Raw genomic sequence first — 18,788 nt, forward strand, 5'->3', positions numbered from 1 at the left:
TGACATTACATATTTAGTTTTGAATATGTGGACTCATCCTGGGTGGTTTTTTCTTCAGCTGCAACCTTATTTGTATTAGATAAAGTCATAGACAATTTGGTAAGTACAAAGGCTTGCGTAGTTAAACTGGCTGTTTCGAGAAGGAAGGGTATTGATTGTTTTACTAGTGTTAGAGGCGCTGTTTTTGAAAAAAAACCTTGCGCGAATTTTCCTGCGAAGAATGCTGCTTTAACCATACATCACCTTTTGTATGTGAATTAAATGAAATTACAGTCTACTCCATTAACTAATGAATTAGTAGAAGTTAGTGTGATATAAAATACTCCACTATTATTAATATTTATCTAAATAGAATTTTTTTTAAATATTTTTTTAAAAAAATTTTTATTACTCTTTCATAATTATTAACGATATCTTTATTTTTTTCTTATAATGTTGGCTAAAGAACCTCAAATTTAAAAAATTTTCTCATGCAAATAATAGAGCCAATTGATGCAGTAATCACCTGGGTCGATGGAAATGATGAAGCTCATCAAAAGAAATTAGCTGCAGCACTAACAATAGTTGGCAGATATCGTCCGGAAGGCGCTGCATCTACTCGCTTTAATGAGTGTGGTGAACTTAATTATTGCCTACAGTCATTATTTCGTTTTGCACCGTGGATTAGAAACATTTTTATTATTACCGATGCACAGACGCCCCCAATTATTAAGACGTTAGAAAAAGATTGGCTAGCTAAAATTAAATTAATTGATCATCGGGAAATTTTTGCTGGATTTGAAAAGCATTTACCCACTTTCAATAGTGTTGCGATTGAAACAGTTTTATGGCGTATTAAAGGGCTTGCTGATCGTTTTATTTATTTAAATGATGACTGTTCAATTATTCGACCCGTTAAGCCAGAAGATTTTTTTAGAGGCAACAAAGTAGTATTACGGGGCGAATGGAAAACACAAACTAGTAAAAAATGGCGAAATTACTTTTATAGACTGCAAACTAAACTATTAAACAAAACGCCTAAATTATTAACTTGTAGCGAGCATCGAACATTGCAAGAGAATAGCGCGAAATTAGCAGGTTTTAACAAACATTTTTTTCACTTACCGCATGCTCCTTTTCCTTTAAAGCGTGAGACTTTTGCAACTTTCTTTGAGAACCATCCAGCGTTATTAATAGATAATATTAGCTATTCTTTTCGCGATCCTAAGCAATACTGGCCTATATCATTAGTTCATCATTTAGAGCTCCAAAATAATTCCGCTATTCTAGATAACTCTCTAAAAGCAGTTGCTGTTAATGGTGCTTGTTATTCCTTGCAAAAAATTCAATCAAAACTTAAACGAGCTGAATTAAAAAGGAATATTGTCTTTATTTGTATGCAAAGTATAGATTTAGCGCCTAGCCATTCTCAACAATGGATGCTTAATTGGTTAGATAGGAAGATAATAAAAAGTACTTAGGATTTTGGTCAAGGTAAATGATTAACCCTTACACTCAACGTCAACCATTTACCAAAATAGAATAAGTTAATTTAATTCGCATCTTATTTGTAGAGAATCTGTTAGCGCTAGAAGGTTCTTCGCTTTATCATAAAAGGAGACCAGTTCACCTTTTGCCTTTTCAAAATAGGTGCTAATTAGATCAAATAACTCATTTTGATTATAAAGTTTTGCAAAAGTAATTTTTTGATTAGCTAAATCAGAAGCTCGATTTTTTCCTAATTTATCAATTGGTGCATAATGATCTAAATAATCATCTTGCATTTGAAATGCTAATCCTAAATAGGCCGCATATTGAATTAATGCTACTTTTAATTTCTGATTTGCATTGCCAGCAGCTATAGCCATTTTAACACAAGCCGAAATGAGTTTTTCAGTTTTTAATTCATGAATAATATGCAGCTGTGATGCATTAATATTAGTGTTAGTTAACTCCGATAAATCAAGGCTTTGCCCGCTAACCATGCCAGCAGGCCCACTAGCATGCACTAACTCATGAGCAATAGTAATCACTTGAGTAGGTGGTAAAAGCGCTGGTAATTCCGTTAGCAGAATATCGATTGCTAAAGCTTGCATACCATCACCTACTAAAATAGCAGTTGCCTCATCAAATGCACGATGACAGCTTGGTTTACCACGGCGAAAATCATCGTTATCCATCGCAGGCAAATCATCATGTATTAATGAATAGGCATGCGTTAACTCTACTGCTACAGCAATTCTATCTAAGCAAGGTAAGGCTACATCTAACGCTTCACCCGATAAATAAACTAATAGTGGCCTAATACGTTTTCCACCAGGAAATAAAGTGTAATAGATAGCTTCTTTTATACGGGTTGCAGGTATGTTAACTCGATCAATAAATTTTTTAAGAAATTCTTCATGACGGTTAAGATAGTAACTTAATTGTTCATTAATCATTACATAGCCCGGTAGGATCTATAGAATTTAAACGTAATATCTCTATCTTTTGTTCAGCTTGAGTTAGGTCAGTCTGACATTTACGCGCCAGGGTAATCCCTTTTTCATAATATTTGAGCGATTCTTCTAACGTTAAATCACCTTGCTCGAGCTTTTTCACTATTTCATCAAGTTCTAGAAGTGACTTTTCAAACTGGATAGCTTTGGCCATAACCGTCCTGTCTTAATTTAAAAAGATAAGTATACCTAAGAAACGTAGAAATGCTATGTTTTGGCCGGAATGGCTTAAGCCAATCAAGATATGTTATTTTTTAAAAAAAGATAATAAGTCATTAATTCTGAGGATTAACTTGTTGATAAAATTAAATTTATAATTTAAACATAATACTCAAGCCACACAGGCATTACTTTATTTAAATAAGTCATGAATTTCCATAATCCAACTTGATACTCTGTTATCCCAAAAGGATCTGCTTTTAATTCCGGATAGGCAATACCTAAACCAAAAATGCCAGGCGCTATAATACCAATATGTGGATCATAGGAAAAATGGTGTAGTTCGTTAACTGTGAGAGAATTTCGACGTTCAAAGCCTATTGCATAAATAACTTGATCGCATGTAGCCAGATAGGGATGTATATCTTTTGCAAGTATATTATAGCGAACTAAATTAGATGGTAGAGCACCATCAATATATTCCTTTGCCCAAGTCGCTGTTTCCCCCTTAAGTCCTGTATTATCAAATAAAATCCATTTGCCCATATCAATGGCGTAACGACAAGGTGAGCGATAAAAGTTAATCACTTGTTTGGCACCCAGGTCTATTAAATTACGTATTATTATGATGGCTGAATGTGATGAGCCAAAAACGCCATAGGTAAAGTTTAAATCAATAATTTTTTTTAATTTTTGTTTATCAATCGCAATGTCAAAAGGAATAGTAGGTACATTAGAATAATCAAGTGTTGATGGAACTGAACCCGTTGCTAAAATAACCTGACTTGCTATAAATTTATCGGACTCTGTTGATAGTATCCACTTTTTATTATCCATTATCATGCATTTAATAGTGCCCAATTTACATACAACTTTATTGCAAAGTTGTTTAGTAATCCATTGTAGTGGTTCAACAACTTCTTTTAATATACAGGTTTTATCTTTCTGTAGGTTAGCTAAATTAAATTGCTCAGCAATAACATGATAATTGAAAGCTGTTGAATCGTAGAGAAAGCGATTGAATTTCTCTACCGTTGTATTACTAGATACATTGGACCAAAGCCTGCCTAAATCGCCCACTTTAAAATAAGGATCAACCCACAAAATATCTTCAGGTTCAATGCCTGCATCAATTAATTTACCTACTGCTGCAATTCCAGCTGGGCCTGCACCAACTACTGCCCATTTAAAATATTGAATGGTCATTTGCTACTTTAATTAGGGTAAGTGTAGTATGATCAAAATTGTAGAAGTTAGCTGCCAATTTAACAAGTTATGTTTTAATGTATGAAGACTAAAATCCGATTTATTTGTAGCCAATGTGCTTGTACTTTTGCACAGTGGGCTGGCCATTGTACTCAGTGCGGTGCCTGGAATTCTATTGTTGAAGAAAATGTTATTAAAGTTGAAAAAAGTCCTCGCTTTAGTAACTACGCTAATCAACGCTCAACAATTACTTCTTTAGAAGATGTAACTATTGATCATGAAGCACGTATGGACTGCGGATTATCCGAACTAAATCGGGTTTTAGGTGGTGGCCTGGTAGAAGGATCAGTAGTCTTGATTGGGGGTGATCCGGGCATAGGAAAATCAACTCTGCTGCTACAAACATTAGCTAATCTTTCTGAGCATAACAAGATACTTTATGTAACAGGTGAAGAGTCGTTACAACAAGTTGCTATGCGTGCTAAGCGACTACAACTACCTACAGCTAAACTAAGGTTACTGGCTGAAACTCAAGTTGAAACTATTATTAATCATGCGCAAAAAGAGTTACCTAAAGTCATGGTTATTGATTCAATTCAAACTATTTTTACGGAGGCAATTAGTTCGGCCCCAGGTGGGGTAGGACAAGTGCGTGAATCAGCAGCACAATTAGTAAGGTTTGCTAAGATGACGCAAACAGCTGTTTTTTTAGTTGGCCATGTAACTAAGGAAGGCGCTATTGCTGGACCTCGTGTGCTAGAACATATGGTGGATAGTGTTTTATATTTTGAAGGTCAAAGTGACAATCGTTTTCGAGTGATTAGGGCAATAAAAAATCGTTTTGGCGCAGTTAATGAGTTAGGCATTTTTGCCATGACAGATAGAGGATTAAAAGAAGTTGCTAATCCTTCAGCCATTTTTCTATCTAAACAACCTGATCCTACCCCTGGAAGTGCAGTTATGGTTACGTGGGAAGGTTCAAGGCCTATGTTAGTTGAAGTACAAGCCTTAGTAGATGAAGCACATGGGCAACAACCAAAACGAGTAACTGCAGGTCTTGAGCACAATCGCTTAGCAATTTTGTTGGCTGTGTTACATAGACATGGTGGTATCGCTACTTTTGACCAAGATGTGTTTATCAATGTTGTAGGCGGCGTCAAAGTTACAGAGACGGGTAGCGATTTAGCGCTATTAGCCGCTGTCGTTTCAAGCTTACGTAATCGAGTTTTTGATCCTGAAACAATTATTTTTGGTGAAATAGGTTTAGCAGGCGAGATTCGTCCAGTGCAAAGTGGACAAGAACGATTACGAGAAGCCGCAAAACACGGTTTTAAAAGGGCGATTATTCCTTTTGCTAACGCGCCTAAAGCCAAACATGGACTTCCGCTTGAAATTGAAGCTGTGAAGCATTTGCAAGAAGTACTTGTTAAGTTATAAATAAATTGCAATCAATAGAGCTCTAATTAATGTTGGTCGAAGTAATCTGCTCGAACACCGTAAATAGAGCAATTCAGTGTTTTATCAGATTGCTGCTCCCATGTCGGTTTATCTAAAACAGCACTTGCATCTTGATAACCCATATCCATTCTTAATTTAATTACTGCTTCAATAAAATTATAATCTTTAAAAGAATGAGAATAAGGCGTTGCATGATGAATAATATGTACAATACTAAGTCGTTTACGATGGCCTAATTTTAGTATTTTTTGAACTTCAGGATCCTCTTTCGCTTCTGGTGTTAGTTTGTCTCCTAAATATTGAATAGCTGCTTGTAGATTCTGCTTAACTGTATAAACATTGGTTAACCTTCGCGAATGACTAGCATAACGAATATCTTTTTGTCTTTCTTCGATTTGATCCATCGTTTGCGGCAGGCGGCCTTGTAAACTGAAACAATCCACAACAAAACAGAGTGTATCGAGCTGTGGTAGAGCATCTAATACGGTAACAAGCGGTGTGTTTGCATAGATTCCACCATCCCAGTAATAATCTTCACCAATTTTTATTGCTGGAAATCCTGGCGGTAATGCGCCACTAGCCATTACATGATCTACTGTAATTGGGCATTTTTGGTTATTAAAAAAAACCATTTGTCCTGAAGTAATATTTACGGCACCCAAGCATAAAGTAATTTTTTTATTTTGATTAATTCTATCGAAGTCTATATGTCTTTCTAAGGTATCGCGTAATTCTGAGGTGTCATAGTAACTTAAATGATCAGGTGAATCTTGGGTTAACGCATGGGGTGGAATAAAACGTGGCTTAAAAAAGCCTTCCAAACCAAATAAAAGAGAATACATAGCCCCAACATGATTATGCATATGATGCGTATATTCAGACATATTAAAATCAAAGAAAGCATCTATTAATAACTTAGGCGTTATAGTTTCCCAGAAACTAATTAATTTATCTAACTGTGTTTCAGGAGGATTACCAGCAATAATGGCAGAATTAATGGCACCTATAGAGACACCGGTTAAATAATTAGGTAGGTAACCACGCTCACGAATAGCTCGATAAGCGCCCACCTGATAAGCGCCTAATGCACCTCCGCCTTGAAAAACACAAGCAATTCGATCGTAATGCTGTTTCTCATGCAATGGTTTTTCTGGCTGATTAATATAACTAATTGCTTCTTTATGATGCTTACTGTTATCTTTTTTTGCCCGAGTCATATTAACATCCCTGCAGCGTCACTTTTTATTAGTATATACTGAGAATTAATATAAGGTAGCAATTTTTAATGATTGTAACGCTTGAACAAGAGGTAAAAGGGGTAGTCCTTGAATCGTGCTATCTTGACCCTCTACGTTAGTAAATAGCCATTTAGCTCTACTTTCATAGTTATACGCACCACAGCTTTGATAGGGTTTATCTGCTTGTAAATAGGTTTCTATGGTTTGATCACTTATTAGTTTCATACTTAATAATGCGATGTCTTGCCCTTCAAAAAGAAGTTTTCCCGCTTTGGCAATGCAAAACGCTGCAATTTGTTGATGCGTTTTACCTCGTAATTGACGAAGATGTGAAGTAGCGACTTCGTGATTTTCTGGTTTATCAAAATAACAATTATCCATAACGCAGATTTGATCAGCTGCGATCACATAAGAATCTGGATACTTTCTACTAACTATTAATGCCTTATCAGCAGCTAGTGCACGTGCTAATTCTATAGGCGTACTATATGCTAACTGGTTTTTCAATAAAGCTTCATCACTGTTAGATGGAATAACTTTAAATTCTAAGCCAAGCGATTTAAGTAACTGTTTTCTAATTTTTGAGCCAGAGGCTAGAATTAGGGGTTTTTGAATTAAAAAATTAGACATAAATAGCAACCGAAGCCATTAATAAAAAGCCAATTATGACGAAACTAAAATCTCGAAGATTACAACAGCGTTCAACCATGACACACTTTTCCAACCCATGTAACGTTCCTAAATAAAGAAATGTACCGGCAGAGGCAGCCATTAAGATTGGATCAAATAAAGAATGGGTTTCAACGCCACGCCCAAAATACCATCCTATAAAAATGCCAATGGGGGTCATTAAACAAAAACTTAAAAAGAAAAATAAACGCTTAGACATGCTAAGCGAACTTTTATTTAATTGAATCGAGATAGCAAAGCTTTCAGCCCATTTATGGGTAATGATCGCTAAAAAAAGCATGATAATTAAAGAGTTACTTGCATTTAAGCCAAGAGCTGCCCCTAGCATTAAAGAGTGAATGGATAACATAGCCCATGCAAGGATAGCAAAAGCGGGATGATTTGCTGCATGATGGTGATAAAGCTCTTTTCCTAGATGCTCAAACCATAAAAAGAATAAAAAAACAATGCCGGTAATAATATAAGCGAAGGGATAATCATAGCCTAATTCATTAAATAAATGATTGGCATCTGGAAGCATATGTAATAAGCCCGCGCCTAAAAAAATACCTGTAGCTAATGTTTCTCCAATAGGAAAATCAATATGTTCTTCCGCATAACGGGATCTTTTTTTAAAAGGGTACCATCCTGCTAAAAGAATAACAGCGACTATTGCTAAACCGAAAATTATTTTTAAACTAGTCGCAATTGGCATTTTTATCTCTCATGAAAGCTTAAATTTAAACAGTCTGAATAATAGAAGCAAGGTTAGTGATTGGCAATAAATTTATCTTCATAAAGTAAACAAATCTTTTTTATAAAAGGTTGCTGTTTTATATTTTTTTCAAGGAAGGCTGATAATTCAGTTAATTTATTATCTGAGTCTAAATAATTGTGTACCAAATCAATACGCATTTTGCCGTCAAGATAATGTAGAGTCCAATACTTAATATCTGGAAATTGTTCCTTCCAGGAATTTAATAAAGTTTTTTCTAATAAAGTACGGTTAGGAAGGTGAAGAGATGGGCAATTAATTTCATCATCTTCGGGATCGACATGAACAATAACATCATTAATACGTTTAAATTGATTCATTAACAAATGATGAACGTGTTGAGCAATATAGTGGCCCTCAGAGACGGAGATAAAAGGAGAAACTAAAATATGAACATCAATTAAAATATCGCCACCCATTAGTCGACTGCGTAGTTGATGAATACGCTGCACGCCATCAATTTGTTCAATGACCGCGCTAATTTCCTTTAAAATTTCAGGTTCTACTGCTGTATCAACTAATTCTTTGACACTATTCCACCCATAAGCTAGGCCCATTTTAATAATCATTAAACCGACAATAATAGCAGCTACGGCATCTAGATAAGAAAAGCCCATAAAACTACCTATAATACCTATAGTAACCACCAGCGAGGAAGCAGCGTCTGAACGATGGTGCCAAGCATTAGCTGTAATAAGGGGCGACTGAATTTTTTTGCCAATATGGCGGGTATAATGAAATAAGATTTCATTAAAGAGCACAGAAAATAAAGCGATGAATAAAGTTATTCGAGCTGGTATATTACGCACACCTGCCAGCAGTTCATTTACCGCATCCCAAGCAATGCCAAAGCCTGTAAGAATCAATAATAAAGCAAGTAGGAGAGTCGCTGCTGTTTCAATACGTTGATGGCCATAAGGGTGAGAACTATCAGCGTCTTGACTGCCAAATTTAGAAGCAAAAATAACCATGACATCTGTAATTAAATCAGCAAAAGAGTGCATTCCATCGGCAGCTAATGCATGTGAATGGTAAAGCAATCCGCCTACTAATTTAATTATTCCCAGGAATGCATTAATAACTGCGCCAATTAAAGTTACTCTTTTCGCTTCTTGATAACGCTCAGACATTGGTTATCCTCTTAAACAATCATAGATTTAAAAACAGCTGTTATAGGTCTATATCTGGTTAATAATTGTAATGCAAATGAGAATAAGCTCTAAGATTTATTTTTGATTTTTAAAAATTTATTAAATAATAAGTAGAATTAAGTAGATGAGAAATAAAATTTTTAGTGTGCATTATAGCTTTAGGTATTTGAATGAAAAATTAATGAAATTGAGTTATAGCGCTTAGTTATAAGCGCTGCTTTAATAAAATATCTTTCATTTAAACTATTAGGCTTTAAGCTGATTACCTGAGCTTAAATCTAAACCTAAGTCTTCCACTGATTTTCTTCCATCAAAGACATCCCGTAAACTCACGTTTATATCTATACCTTTTTCTTGCCGTACAAGTTCAGCCACCTCGCGTTTAGCTTCACTCAATTTACTATTAAATGTATTAAATTGGGCTCTTTCTTTATGTGGAGTTCTCTCCGACATAAGGCCAACATTTAAATTTTTAGGATTAGCTACTATTTCAGCAATATCAGAATACTTTCTTAATTCAGCGATTTTTTTTTGAGTGCGCCCTATTTGTTCAGGATTGCCGTCTAAATTATCTAAAATCTTTTTCATTAATTCAACTCTTTGTGTATAATTAAGCCTCATAATATTCCCCTATTATACATATTGATCTAAATTATAACATAAAATCCGCTTTTTTCTAAACTCGTGTTTGTAACTTATTTAGTTAAAATTAAAGTGGCGATGATTAAGACAAAAATGCGTATTCATTAAATTTTGAAGTTGGTAAGAACTAAACCACCTCTCTAAACCACGTATTTATAAGGATTTTAAGAGCCTATACACAAGGTTATCCACAGAATTTGTGGATAACGAAGAAATCTAATATTTTTAAAATTAAGCTGTTAAGCTATATCCAGTAAGGATTTTGCTTAAAAAGTATGTTAATAAAAAGAGCGTTCAGGAAAAAAAGAGAATTAGTTATCCACAGGATATTAAAGGGGCAGGGAAAACAAAGCTGGCTATAGTAACAGAGAAAAAAATAATGTCTAGTCTTGACTAATAATTTAATTACAATAAATAGTAAGAAGCTTAAATTGAGTTAATAATGCAAAAGCAAATGAGGAGACGTTAAATTAACTTTGTAGGAATTGCTCAAATTGACCTAGCCAACGTTTAGCAATTAATTGTGCTGTTTTAGGCGCTGTATTTACTAATTCATTAGCCCAATGTGTCACATAGGGTAATAAAGCATTATCTCGGGGAAGATTAGCAATTTTAAATTGACGATAGCCTGTTTGTTTAGTACCAAGAAATTCACCTGCACCGCGTAATTGTAAATCTCTTTCCGCAATAACAAATCCGTCTGTCGTTGCGCGCATGATTTGCAGGCGCTCTGAACCGAACTCGGAAAGAGGCGATTGATATAATAACAAGCAATAAGATTGATTATTTCCCCTGCCAACCCGGCCACGTAATTGGTGAAGTTGAGAGAGACCTAAACGTTCGGCATTCTCAATAATCATAAGACTTGCATTAGGTACATCGACTCCAACTTCAATCACTGTGGTAGCTACCAGTAAATCTAGTTCACCTTTTTTAAATGCTGCCATAATTGCTTCTTTCTCAACAGGTTTCATCTTACCATGAACTAAACCAATCCTTACCCCAGGCAGTTGCTCTTGTAAATTTTTAGCTGTTAAGCTGGCCGCAGTACATTGTAATTTTTCTGATTCTTCAATAAGTGTACAAACCCAATATGCCTGCATACCACTTGCAATAGCAGCTTTTAACCGCTCTATAATTTGTTCGCGTTTGTCTTGATTAACAACTGCTGTATGAACAGGAACGCGACCTGGCGGTAAGGCGTCAATAATAGAAATATCTAAATGAGCAAACTGTGTCATTGCTAAAGTTCTTGGTATAGGTGTTGCCGTCATTAATAATTGGTGAGGCATAAATTTTTCTTGCTGTCCCTTTTGTTGCAATAATAGACGCTGCTCTACACCAAACCGATGTTGTTCATCAATAATAATTAAGCCTAGCTGATAAAATTCAACACCTTCTTGAAATAAAGCATGCGTACCTATAGCAATATGGCATTTGTCGGTTGTTAACTGTGTCAGGATTTCTCGTTTTTGTTTTACCTTCATTTTTCCACTTAAGCGTACACAATGAATACCTAAGGGAGAAAACCATTTCTGAAAATTAATCGCATGTTGTTCACTTAATAAGTCAGTTGGTGCCATTAAAGCGACTTGATATCCTTGTGCTATCGCTTGCAGTGCCGCGATAGCTGCGACCGTTGTTTTGCCACATCCAACATCACCTTGAATTAGCCTAAGCATGGGCTTGTTTTTATTTAAATCTTCTTTGATTTCGAGACTGACTCGTAATTGCGCTTCTGTTAGCGCAAAGGGTAGTTGATCAAGAAATTGTTTGTATAGTAATTCGTTAAATAATAAAGGTGGCGCATAGAACTGATTACGATAGTGTCTTGCAAATTGCATGCTTAAACGTTGAGCTAGTAACTCATCGAAACTCATTCTTTGTAAGGCTGGATGTGTTCCTGATTCTAGGGTGTTCATCGTTGTATCAGGCGATGGACTATGAAGAAAAGTAATTGCTTGGCCTAGAGGAGGAAAATTATAATTTTTCAACTGCTCATGAGTCATCCATTCTAATTGCTCTAACTCAGATTGATAGTTAGCTAATGTCATTTTAATAATTTGACGTAGTCTACTTTGTGTAAGACCCTCAGTGGTTGAATATATAGGTGTTAGTGTTTCATCAACTTTGACATCATGCTCATTATCTAAAATTCGATATTCAGGATGAATCATTTCAAATTGATTAGCAAAATCACGCACTTCGCCAAAGGCGCGTAACCAGGTATTTGTTTTAAGAGTATTTAATTGTTGTTTATTAAAATGAAAAAAGCGAAGTCTTAAAATACCCTTTGTTCTATCTTGTACATAACAGTAAAGCATCATGCGCTTACCATATTTAATTTCAATCTTACAAATCTGTCCTACGATAACGCAGTACTCATTTAGACGAAGATCTTGGATAGGTGTAATCCGTGTCCTATCTTGATAACGGTAAGGAAGATGAAAAAGGAGATCGCCGATGGTTTTAATACCACATCGGTTTAATTTGTTTACTAAGGCAGGTCCTACGCCTGGTAATATGTCACAAGTATTAGACAGCACGTTATGATAATTAAGTTAAAAGAAAGAATAATAACAGGAAATTAAGTAAGTGTTGAATTGGGCTTATAAAATACTCTATTGTATCACCTAAATAACAAAATTTGCCATTGCTTCGATTCATAGGTATTAATAGATCTTGCATGCAGTGCTTCTAATGCTGCTAGAGTAAATTTTAAAAGCGAAGTTTAGTTGAAGTTAATTAACAGGAGATGGAATGAACCGGACTGTTACCTTTACGGCAAGCATAATTTTAGTTTGTATTATTGGCTTTTTATTAGTAGTTGGCCGGGGTTTATTTATTCCACTTGTTATCGCCATTTTAATTTGGCATTTACTCAATACCATTGTTGCATCAATGCAATATATTCCTGTTTTTGGTGCTCGTATGCCACCTTGGCTTAGGATGGTAATTGCTTTTCTAATCGTCATCGTTTTATTTACGATATTGGTAAATATTATTTCTGATAATGTGATGGAAGTTATTGATGTTTCACCGCGCTATCAAGAAAATCTTATGGGCATTCTTAAAAACATTGATAGTTTCTTTCATATCAAGATGCTCGCTCGCTTTGATAATTTTTTAAAAGATGTAAGCGTACAAAATATAATTGTTAATGTTTATTCTGTTTTTAGTGCAATTGCAGGTTCTGCAGTACTTATTACTTTATACGTTGTTTTTTTATTTGTTGAGCAACATTTTTTAAGACAAAAAATAGATGCGCTATTTCCTCAAACTGAGCATCGGGAATTAGTAGACAATATTATTAATCATATTGTGAATGACACCCAAACCTACTTAGGAATTAAAACGTTTTTAAGTGTGATAATGGCAATTATCAGTTGGGTATTAATGAAAATAGTAGGACTTGATTTCGCTGAGTTTTGGGCACTTCTTATTTTCTTTCTAAATTTTATTCCTAATATAGGCGCTATTATTGCAACAGTTTTTCCAGCCTTATTAGCGATGATTCAATTTGATGATTGGTTACCGTTTCTTATTATTTCTCTTGGCTTTATATTTATCCATTTCATTATTGGTAACATTATTGAACCTAGGTACTTAGGCAAGTCATTACATTTAAGCCCTTTAGTTATCTTATTTTCTCTAGCTTTTTGGGGATCAATATGGGGTATATTAGGTATGTTTCTTGCGGTACCCATTACAGTTATGATGATGATTGTTTTTGCTCATTTTGATAAAACAAGGCCCCTTGCTATTATTCTGTCTCAAGATGGTTATATTAGAAAAGCATATGAAAAATTACCTGTAGAAGAATAAAGAAGGGTTTAACTTGCTTGAGAAGCTATTGGTTAAATTTACAAAGTTTCATTTTAGTTAAATAAGTATATTTATTAATCTAATTAGGATGTATTGTAAAAACCTTGCTTCTGGCAGGAAAAAGCGCATAATAGTTGCCTTTTGATAAACGAAAAATCTGATGAAACACATTGTTGAACAGCTACTTTTAGATGCATTAGCTAAACTTAAAGCCCAAGGCATTATTTCAACTGAGCAGGATGTCGAAGTTAAGATTGAGCGAACAAAAGATGCTAATCACGGTGATTTTGCCACAAATCTAGCACTTATGTTAGCAAAGCCTTGCCAAAAACCGCCTAGACAAATGGCTGAGTTAATTATAAGTACAGTAGATCCACATCCCTCTGTTGCACGTATCGAAATAGCAGGGCCAGGCTTTATTAATTTCTTTTTAGGCAATGATGTTTTATTAGAAGTAATTGCAAAAATTTTAACAGAAAAAGAGCAATTTGGCTGTTCTAATATTGGCCAAAATAAGAAAGTTATTCTCGAGTTCGTTTCAGCTAACCCAACAGGCCCTCTTCATGTTGGCCATGGCCGCGGCGCTGCCTTTGGTGCTACTTTAGCTAATATTTTAAAAGCAGCAGGCTTTAATGTAAGTAATGAATATTATGTGAATGATGCTGGCCGACAAATGGATATTTTAGCAGCTAGTGTCTGGCTTCGTTATCTTGAATTAGCAGGTGAACCAATTATATTTCCAGCAAATGCTTACCGGGGCGATTATGTTCAAGCAATTGCAGAAGATTTTTTAAGTAAACATAGTCATCAATATGTCTATCCATGGTCAGTTATTACGGAAGGTTTACCACTTGATGAACCTCAAGGTGGTGATAAAGAAACGTATATTGATGCTGTTATTTTAAGAATGAAGGCTCTGCTGGGTACCGCAAGTTTCAATTTGTTTCATAAGCAGGCACTTGATTCTGTGCTTAATGATATAAAAGATGATTTAAATGAATTTGGTGTTCATTTTAATTGTTGGTTTTCAGAGCGATCGTTATTAGAAGGGAAGGCAATTGAGAAAGGTATCGATGCCTTAAATCAGGCTGGATATACTTATGAAAAAGAAGGCGCCTTATGGTTTAAAGCGACTGATTTTGGTGATGAAAAAGATAGAGTGCTGATTCGAGCTAATGGGCAAACAACCTATTTTGCTTCAGATGTGGCTTATCATTGGGATAAATATAATCGTGGCTTTGACAGAGTGATTGATATTTTTGGCGCTGATCATCATGGCTATGTTTCCCGCGTTCGCGCTGCTGTTACAGCATTAGGGCATGATGAACGAGCACTTGACATTATGTTAGTACAATTCGCAATTTTATACCGAGGTGGCGAGCGCATGCAAATGTCGACTCGGAGTGGATCATTTGTTACTTTGAGAGAATTACGTGAAGAAGTTGGTAATGATGCAGCTCGCTTTTTTTATGTCATGCGTAAGCCTGAACAACATATGGATTTTGATCTTGATTTAGCTAAGTCGAAATCAAATGAAAATCCAGTCTATTATATTCAGTATGCTCATGCGAGAATATGTAGTGTTCTAAGACAATTGCAAGAGCGACAATATATTCTCAAGATAGAGCAGGGTTTGCAATCAATTAAGCAGTTATCAGAACCCTATGAAATAGCATTATTAACTTTATTGAGTCGATATCCTGAAGTGATTACACTAGCGGCATCTAATTGTGAGCCTCATCAACTTGCTTATTATTTACGAGAGCTAGCTAATGGATTACATAGCTATTACAATGCAATCATTTTATTATGTGAAGATGAGTCATTACGTAACGCCCGAATGTGCCTGCTTACCGCAGTACGTCAGGTGTTAGGAAATGGATTGCAATTATTAGGTGTTTCAGCCCCTGAGAGTATGTGATGGCAAAGGATTATGTTAAGCGACCCGTAAGACAGCGTCGTAATGTTCCAAAACAATTAGTCACTTTATTAGCCTCTTTTTTGTGTGGCTATTTGACTGCAACCGTTTTTGATTTTACTAGTTTATCAGCCTGGCTTAATCAGCATGTTTTAAAAAATCAAGAGTTGCCTGCTGAAAAAATACAAGTGGCTAAACAGCAAATTGTCAAACCCAAGTTTGAATTTTATACTTTGCTAGCTAAAGATAATAATATCCCACCTGCCTCAACTAATAATCGAATAACAGTAGCAAGTGTCAGAAACCAACAGCCAACTATTCCACAATTATTACCGAATTCGGCTATGCAAGGTGCAGCTTTACAGGGCGCAGGAAATGCACAGCAAACACAGTCCCAAACAGTAGTGGGGCAACGAGCACCAATTAATTCAACAACTCAACCTTCAAACCAGCAAGTCCGTCAAGCGGTAGTGCCAGTTGATAATAAAGAAAATCTATTAGCTACGCGTCATTCAAGAGAAGCTTTTTTAATACAAATTGCAGCCTTTAATAGACGTCAAGATGCTGAGCATTTAAAAGCAGCCTTAGTATTACGAGGTTTTGATGTCGCAATCTCGCCTATTTTAAAAAATAATATAAATTGGTATCGCGTAGTAGTTGGTCCTTTTCCTTCACGTGCTGAGGCTGAAAAAGCACAGATTGCAGTAGCAAGGAGCGAACATATGAAAGGGATGATCCGTAAAATTGATGTTTGAGGTGGTATATGATCTCAAAGACTTATGAATTTTCTCTTCCCACGATAACTTGCGTCAGTTGCACTCGTTCTATTGAAATTATATTGGAACAATATAAAAAAGATCATCCCTGGTTAGAAAGTCACTATGTTGATTTAACGACTAAGCGATTGAAAATTAGTATTAATGAACAAGATACCAATGAAGCTAAAATTGATTATAATGTAATAATCGCTAAAGAAGTGGAAGAAATAGGTTTTAGATGTATACCTCTTTCTTTAGAAGACCTCATTTTTGAACCTGAGCCTAAAGAGATTGAGAAAGGGTCAAAAATAGCAGATAAAATTCGCGAGTTTTTTACCTCCCACTGGTTCCAAGGGTTAATTGGCACCACTGTTGGGCTTAGTTTATTAATTTTGTCCTTGCTTACAGGTGGTTTACCTATACCAATTATGATTATTATTGGTACGCTAAGTTCTTTGCTCACTTTAATATTAGGTTTTCCATCCTACAAAGATGCATTTATGAAACTATGGAAATCTCGTACTCTAACGATGGATATGTTATTTACCCTTAGCACACTAACAGTACTTATTGTTTCAGCACTTGCTTTTTTTGTGCCATGGCTTCCTATGATGTTTGAAGCAGGACTTTTAATTTTTGGGTTTCGACATGTTGGACTTGCAATTGAAGAATCACTTAAAAATAAACTAGGAATAGATAAGCGTTTTCAACAGCGCCTTCCTAGATGTGTCAATCTATTGATTGATGAAGACAAAGTAGAGTTATGTCCTTTATTAAATATTAAAAATGATGATGTTATCGTTATTAATCCAGGCGAAATTATTCCTTTAGATGGTGTTTGTTTAACTGAAAATAATTTAATTTATGAAACTATTAGAACAGGCTCGCCACTACCCCGTAATTTTAAAAAAGGTGAACTTGTTTATTCTGGTATGTATCTAGCAGAGGACGCAAAGCCCTTAAAATTACAAGTTACCGCAGACGTACATAACTCTTACTTAGCTCGTTTTGATAAAGCGATAGAAGCAGCGCAATTTGAAAAGGCACCTATTGAAGAAACAGCAACTCGGCTTTTGCAGTACTTTATCCCAGGTGTTATTGCCTTTGCAATTCTATCTGGTATTACGATAAGTTTGTTTTTTCCACCTGCACTTGCTATCCAATGTGCAATTGCGGTTTTAGTATCCGCATGCCCTTGCACGCTTGGATTAATAGTTCCTTTTGCTGTAAAAATTGGTTTAAGAAAAGCGGCTATCAATGAGGTCGAATTTAAAAGTGCAAAAAAAATACAAGAAGCTGCAGCAATTGATGCAATTATTTTTGATTTACATGGTACCTTAACAAAAGGAGCGCCAGTTGTTTCCAATTTAAAATGCTTAGCGCCAGATACAGATGAACATATGATGCTTGCTTATGCCGCGACTATAGAACAAAAATCCAAACATCCTATGGCTAGAGCAATTTGTAATTATGTAGAAACTAGGAAAGTTCAAATTTTAGAGCCTGGGAATAAAGTTGTGGTAGATACCTCCAATCACTCGGGTTTGTCTGGGCAAATCAAGGGCGAAAAAATTACCATTGGTGATAAAAGTATTATGCGTGAAGCGGGAATTGATGTTACATCAGTAAGAGAAAGTATAGATTTAAATGTAGGCGAAACTGTTATTTACATTGCTCGTAATAATAAACTTCTCGGTTATTTTATTTTAACAGATCCCTTACGCAACGAAGCTCATCAAACTATTGCCGCTTTAAAAAAATTGGAAAAACAGGTTTATATTTGTACGGGTGCAGAGGAGCAAACGGCGCTTCGTTATGCAGCTATCCTAGGAATTCCGGCAGATCATGTTGCTGCGGCCCATGTAGGTTTAGCAGTACAAAAAGATGATAAGGCTAAAATTGATTTTATTCGTAGTTTACAAGCTAAAAATTTAAAAGTCGCAATGTTAGGAGATGGTGATAATGATACCCATGCCTTAGCTCAATGTGACTTTGGTATAGCTATTAAATCAAGTTCCAGTAGTGAAGATGCTCAGCAACAATCGGGCGCAATTATTCAAGGTGAATCTTTACTACCAGTAGTAAGTTTATTTGCAATTGCAAAACAAACTGTGAGTAATATTAAACAAAACCTTGCACTTAGTTTAAGTTATAATTCGGCTACATTACTAGTTGCAAGTGGATTATTAGTTTTTATAGGATTTAGTTTAAATCCTGGTGTGGGTGTTGCATTAATGGTTTTGCAAACTGCATTAATTTTAGGAAATACCTATCGCTTTAAAAGAAAATCCTTAGAGCATTTAAAACCTCAGTCTAGTAACACTGATACAGTAGAAATGGGTTCTTACGAAAAATTTAAAAATATTTTTCATTTAAGAGACAAACCTAGTTTAAATGATGAGATTGTTAAAGAGGTTAATTTACATCAAAGAAAAGAAAAGGCTCTCATTTCTAATACCTCAAGAGTACAGGAATTATCTGTACCGGCAAATTCTAGTCTTTCCTTGTAAGA

At 35.3% G+C, this 18,788-nt stretch carries 16 protein-coding genes; 6 read left to right on the top strand and 10 right to left on the bottom strand.

From position 1 onward, the window contains the following. Positions 1-5: 5 nt before the first annotated feature. A complete protein-coding gene (locus DYH30_RS03210) occupies positions 6-236 on the bottom strand; it encodes a hypothetical protein (protein WP_115330272.1) in 231 nt (76 codons plus the stop codon). A gap of 234 nt (positions 237-470) precedes the next feature. Here DYH30_RS03210 and DYH30_RS03215 point away from each other — a divergent pair, with 234 nt between their 5' ends. Continuing rightward, complete coding sequence (locus DYH30_RS03215) at positions 471-1,460, top strand: stealth family protein (RefSeq protein WP_115332479.1); 990 nt, start codon at positions 471-473, stop codon at positions 1,458-1,460. Positions 1,461-1,526: 66 nt separating this feature from the next. On the opposite strand, the gene DYH30_RS03220 is transcribed toward DYH30_RS03215, so the two are convergent. The 3 genes from DYH30_RS03220 to DYH30_RS03230 form a co-directional block, all read right to left on the bottom strand. Beyond that, positions 1,527-2,420, bottom strand: coding sequence for a polyprenyl synthetase family protein (locus tag DYH30_RS03220; RefSeq protein WP_115330273.1), 894 nt, complete (start codon positions 2,418-2,420; stop codon positions 1,527-1,529). Further along, positions 2,413-2,631 (bottom strand): exodeoxyribonuclease VII small subunit, encoded by a 219-nt coding sequence (locus tag DYH30_RS03225; protein WP_115330274.1) that lies wholly within the window; start codon positions 2,629-2,631, stop codon positions 2,413-2,415. Before DYH30_RS03225 ends, DYH30_RS03220 begins: the two co-directional genes overlap by 8 nt. A 164-nt stretch (positions 2,632-2,795) precedes the next feature. Continuing rightward, positions 2,796-3,842: an FAD/NAD(P)-binding protein gene (locus tag DYH30_RS03230; protein WP_115330275.1), complete on the bottom strand. Its 1,047-nt coding sequence runs from the start codon at positions 3,840-3,842 to the stop codon at positions 2,796-2,798. 81 nt (positions 3,843-3,923) lie between these two features. Here DYH30_RS03230 and radA point away from each other — a divergent pair, with 81 nt between their 5' ends. Beyond that, a complete protein-coding gene (radA, locus tag DYH30_RS03235; protein WP_115330276.1) occupies positions 3,924-5,279 on the top strand; it encodes a DNA repair protein RadA in 1,356 nt (451 codons plus the stop codon). Between the two features lie 26 nt (positions 5,280-5,305). Here radA and DYH30_RS03240 read toward each other — a convergent pair whose 3' ends face one another. The 6 genes from DYH30_RS03240 to recG all read right to left on the bottom strand — a co-directional run bounded on the left by DYH30_RS03240 (position 5,306) and on the right by recG (position 12,321). Then, the gene (locus DYH30_RS03240; RefSeq protein WP_115330277.1) at positions 5,306-6,517 is read right to left on the bottom strand and encodes a patatin-like phospholipase family protein; all 1,212 of its coding nucleotides are present in this window, start codon (positions 6,515-6,517) and stop codon (positions 5,306-5,308) included. A gap of 45 nt (positions 6,518-6,562) precedes the next feature. Then, positions 6,563-7,168, bottom strand: coding sequence for a Maf family protein (locus DYH30_RS03245; RefSeq protein ID WP_115330278.1), 606 nt, complete (start codon positions 7,166-7,168; stop codon positions 6,563-6,565). Beyond that, a complete protein-coding gene (locus tag DYH30_RS03250) occupies positions 7,161-7,922 on the bottom strand; it encodes a ZIP family metal transporter (RefSeq protein ID WP_115330279.1) in 762 nt (253 codons plus the stop codon). Before DYH30_RS03250 ends, DYH30_RS03245 begins: the two co-directional genes overlap by 8 nt. Before the next feature lie 53 nt (positions 7,923-7,975). Next, a complete protein-coding gene (locus DYH30_RS03255) occupies positions 7,976-9,112 on the bottom strand; it encodes a cation diffusion facilitator family transporter (protein ID WP_115330280.1) in 1,137 nt (378 codons plus the stop codon). 267 nt (positions 9,113-9,379) lie between these two features. Next, positions 9,380-9,721: a hypothetical protein gene (locus DYH30_RS03260; RefSeq protein ID WP_131740660.1), complete on the bottom strand. Its 342-nt coding sequence runs from the start codon at positions 9,719-9,721 to the stop codon at positions 9,380-9,382. Positions 9,722-10,245: 524 nt separating this feature from the next. Continuing rightward, positions 10,246-12,321 (bottom strand): ATP-dependent DNA helicase RecG, encoded by a 2,076-nt coding sequence (gene recG, locus DYH30_RS03265; protein WP_115330282.1) that lies wholly within the window; start codon positions 12,319-12,321, stop codon positions 10,246-10,248. 214 nt (positions 12,322-12,535) lie between these two features. Here recG and DYH30_RS03270 point away from each other — a divergent pair, with 214 nt between their 5' ends. The 4 genes from DYH30_RS03270 to DYH30_RS03285 all read left to right on the top strand — a co-directional run bounded on the left by DYH30_RS03270 (position 12,536) and on the right by DYH30_RS03285 (position 18,786). Beyond that, entirely contained in the window at positions 12,536-13,600 is a 1,065-nt protein-coding gene (locus tag DYH30_RS03270) for an AI-2E family transporter (RefSeq protein WP_115330283.1), read from the top strand. A gap of 160 nt (positions 13,601-13,760) precedes the next feature. Beyond that, the gene (gene argS / locus DYH30_RS03275; protein ID WP_115330284.1) at positions 13,761-15,521 is read left to right on the top strand and encodes an arginine--tRNA ligase; all 1,761 of its coding nucleotides are present in this window, start codon (positions 13,761-13,763) and stop codon (positions 15,519-15,521) included. After that, a complete protein-coding gene (locus DYH30_RS03280; protein ID WP_115330285.1) occupies positions 15,521-16,273 on the top strand; it encodes an SPOR domain-containing protein in 753 nt (250 codons plus the stop codon). Before argS ends, DYH30_RS03280 begins: the two co-directional genes overlap by 1 nt. An 8-nt stretch (positions 16,274-16,281) precedes the next feature. After that, positions 16,282-18,786, top strand: coding sequence for a heavy metal translocating P-type ATPase (locus DYH30_RS03285; protein WP_115330286.1), 2,505 nt, complete (start codon positions 16,282-16,284; stop codon positions 18,784-18,786). Positions 18,787-18,788: the final 2 nt, after the last annotated feature.

Origin of the sequence: Legionella busanensis, assembly GCF_900461525.1 — a bacterium.
Lineage (GTDB): Bacteria > Pseudomonadota > Gammaproteobacteria > Legionellales > Legionellaceae > Legionella_C > Legionella_C busanensis.

Coding starts and splice junctions, on each gene's coding strand:
- DYH30_RS03225 (WP_115330274.1), bottom strand. CDS start 2,631: ATGGCCAAAGCTATCCAGTTTGAAAAGTCACTTCTAGAACTTGATGAA.
- DYH30_RS03245 (WP_115330278.1), bottom strand. CDS start 7,168: ATGTCTAATTTTTTAATTCAAAAACCCCTAATTCTAGCCTCTGGCTCA.
- DYH30_RS03220 (WP_115330273.1), bottom strand. CDS start 2,420: ATGATTAATGAACAATTAAGTTACTATCTTAACCGTCATGAAGAATTT.
- DYH30_RS03285 (WP_115330286.1), top strand. CDS start 16,282: ATGATCTCAAAGACTTATGAATTTTCTCTTCCCACGATAACTTGCGTC.
- DYH30_RS03210 (WP_115330272.1), bottom strand. CDS start 236: ATGGTTAAAGCAGCATTCTTCGCAGGAAAATTCGCGCAAGGTTTTTTT.
- DYH30_RS03230 (WP_115330275.1), bottom strand. CDS start 3,842: ATGACCATTCAATATTTTAAATGGGCAGTAGTTGGTGCAGGCCCAGCT.
- DYH30_RS03255 (WP_115330280.1), bottom strand. CDS start 9,112: ATGTCTGAGCGTTATCAAGAAGCGAAAAGAGTAACTTTAATTGGCGCA.
- DYH30_RS03260 (WP_131740660.1), bottom strand. CDS start 9,721: ATGAAAAAGATTTTAGATAATTTAGACGGCAATCCTGAACAAATAGGG.
- DYH30_RS03240 (WP_115330277.1), bottom strand. CDS start 6,517: ATGACTCGGGCAAAAAAAGATAACAGTAAGCATCATAAAGAAGCAATT.
- DYH30_RS03215 (WP_115332479.1), top strand. CDS start 471: ATGCAAATAATAGAGCCAATTGATGCAGTAATCACCTGGGTCGATGGA.
- DYH30_RS03270 (WP_115330283.1), top strand. CDS start 12,536: ATGAACCGGACTGTTACCTTTACGGCAAGCATAATTTTAGTTTGTATT.
- DYH30_RS03250 (WP_115330279.1), bottom strand. CDS start 7,922: ATGCCAATTGCGACTAGTTTAAAAATAATTTTCGGTTTAGCAATAGTC.
- radA (WP_115330276.1), top strand. CDS start 3,924: ATGAAGACTAAAATCCGATTTATTTGTAGCCAATGTGCTTGTACTTTT.
- DYH30_RS03280 (WP_115330285.1), top strand. CDS start 15,521: ATGGCAAAGGATTATGTTAAGCGACCCGTAAGACAGCGTCGTAATGTT.
- argS (WP_115330284.1), top strand. CDS start 13,761: ATGAAACACATTGTTGAACAGCTACTTTTAGATGCATTAGCTAAACTT.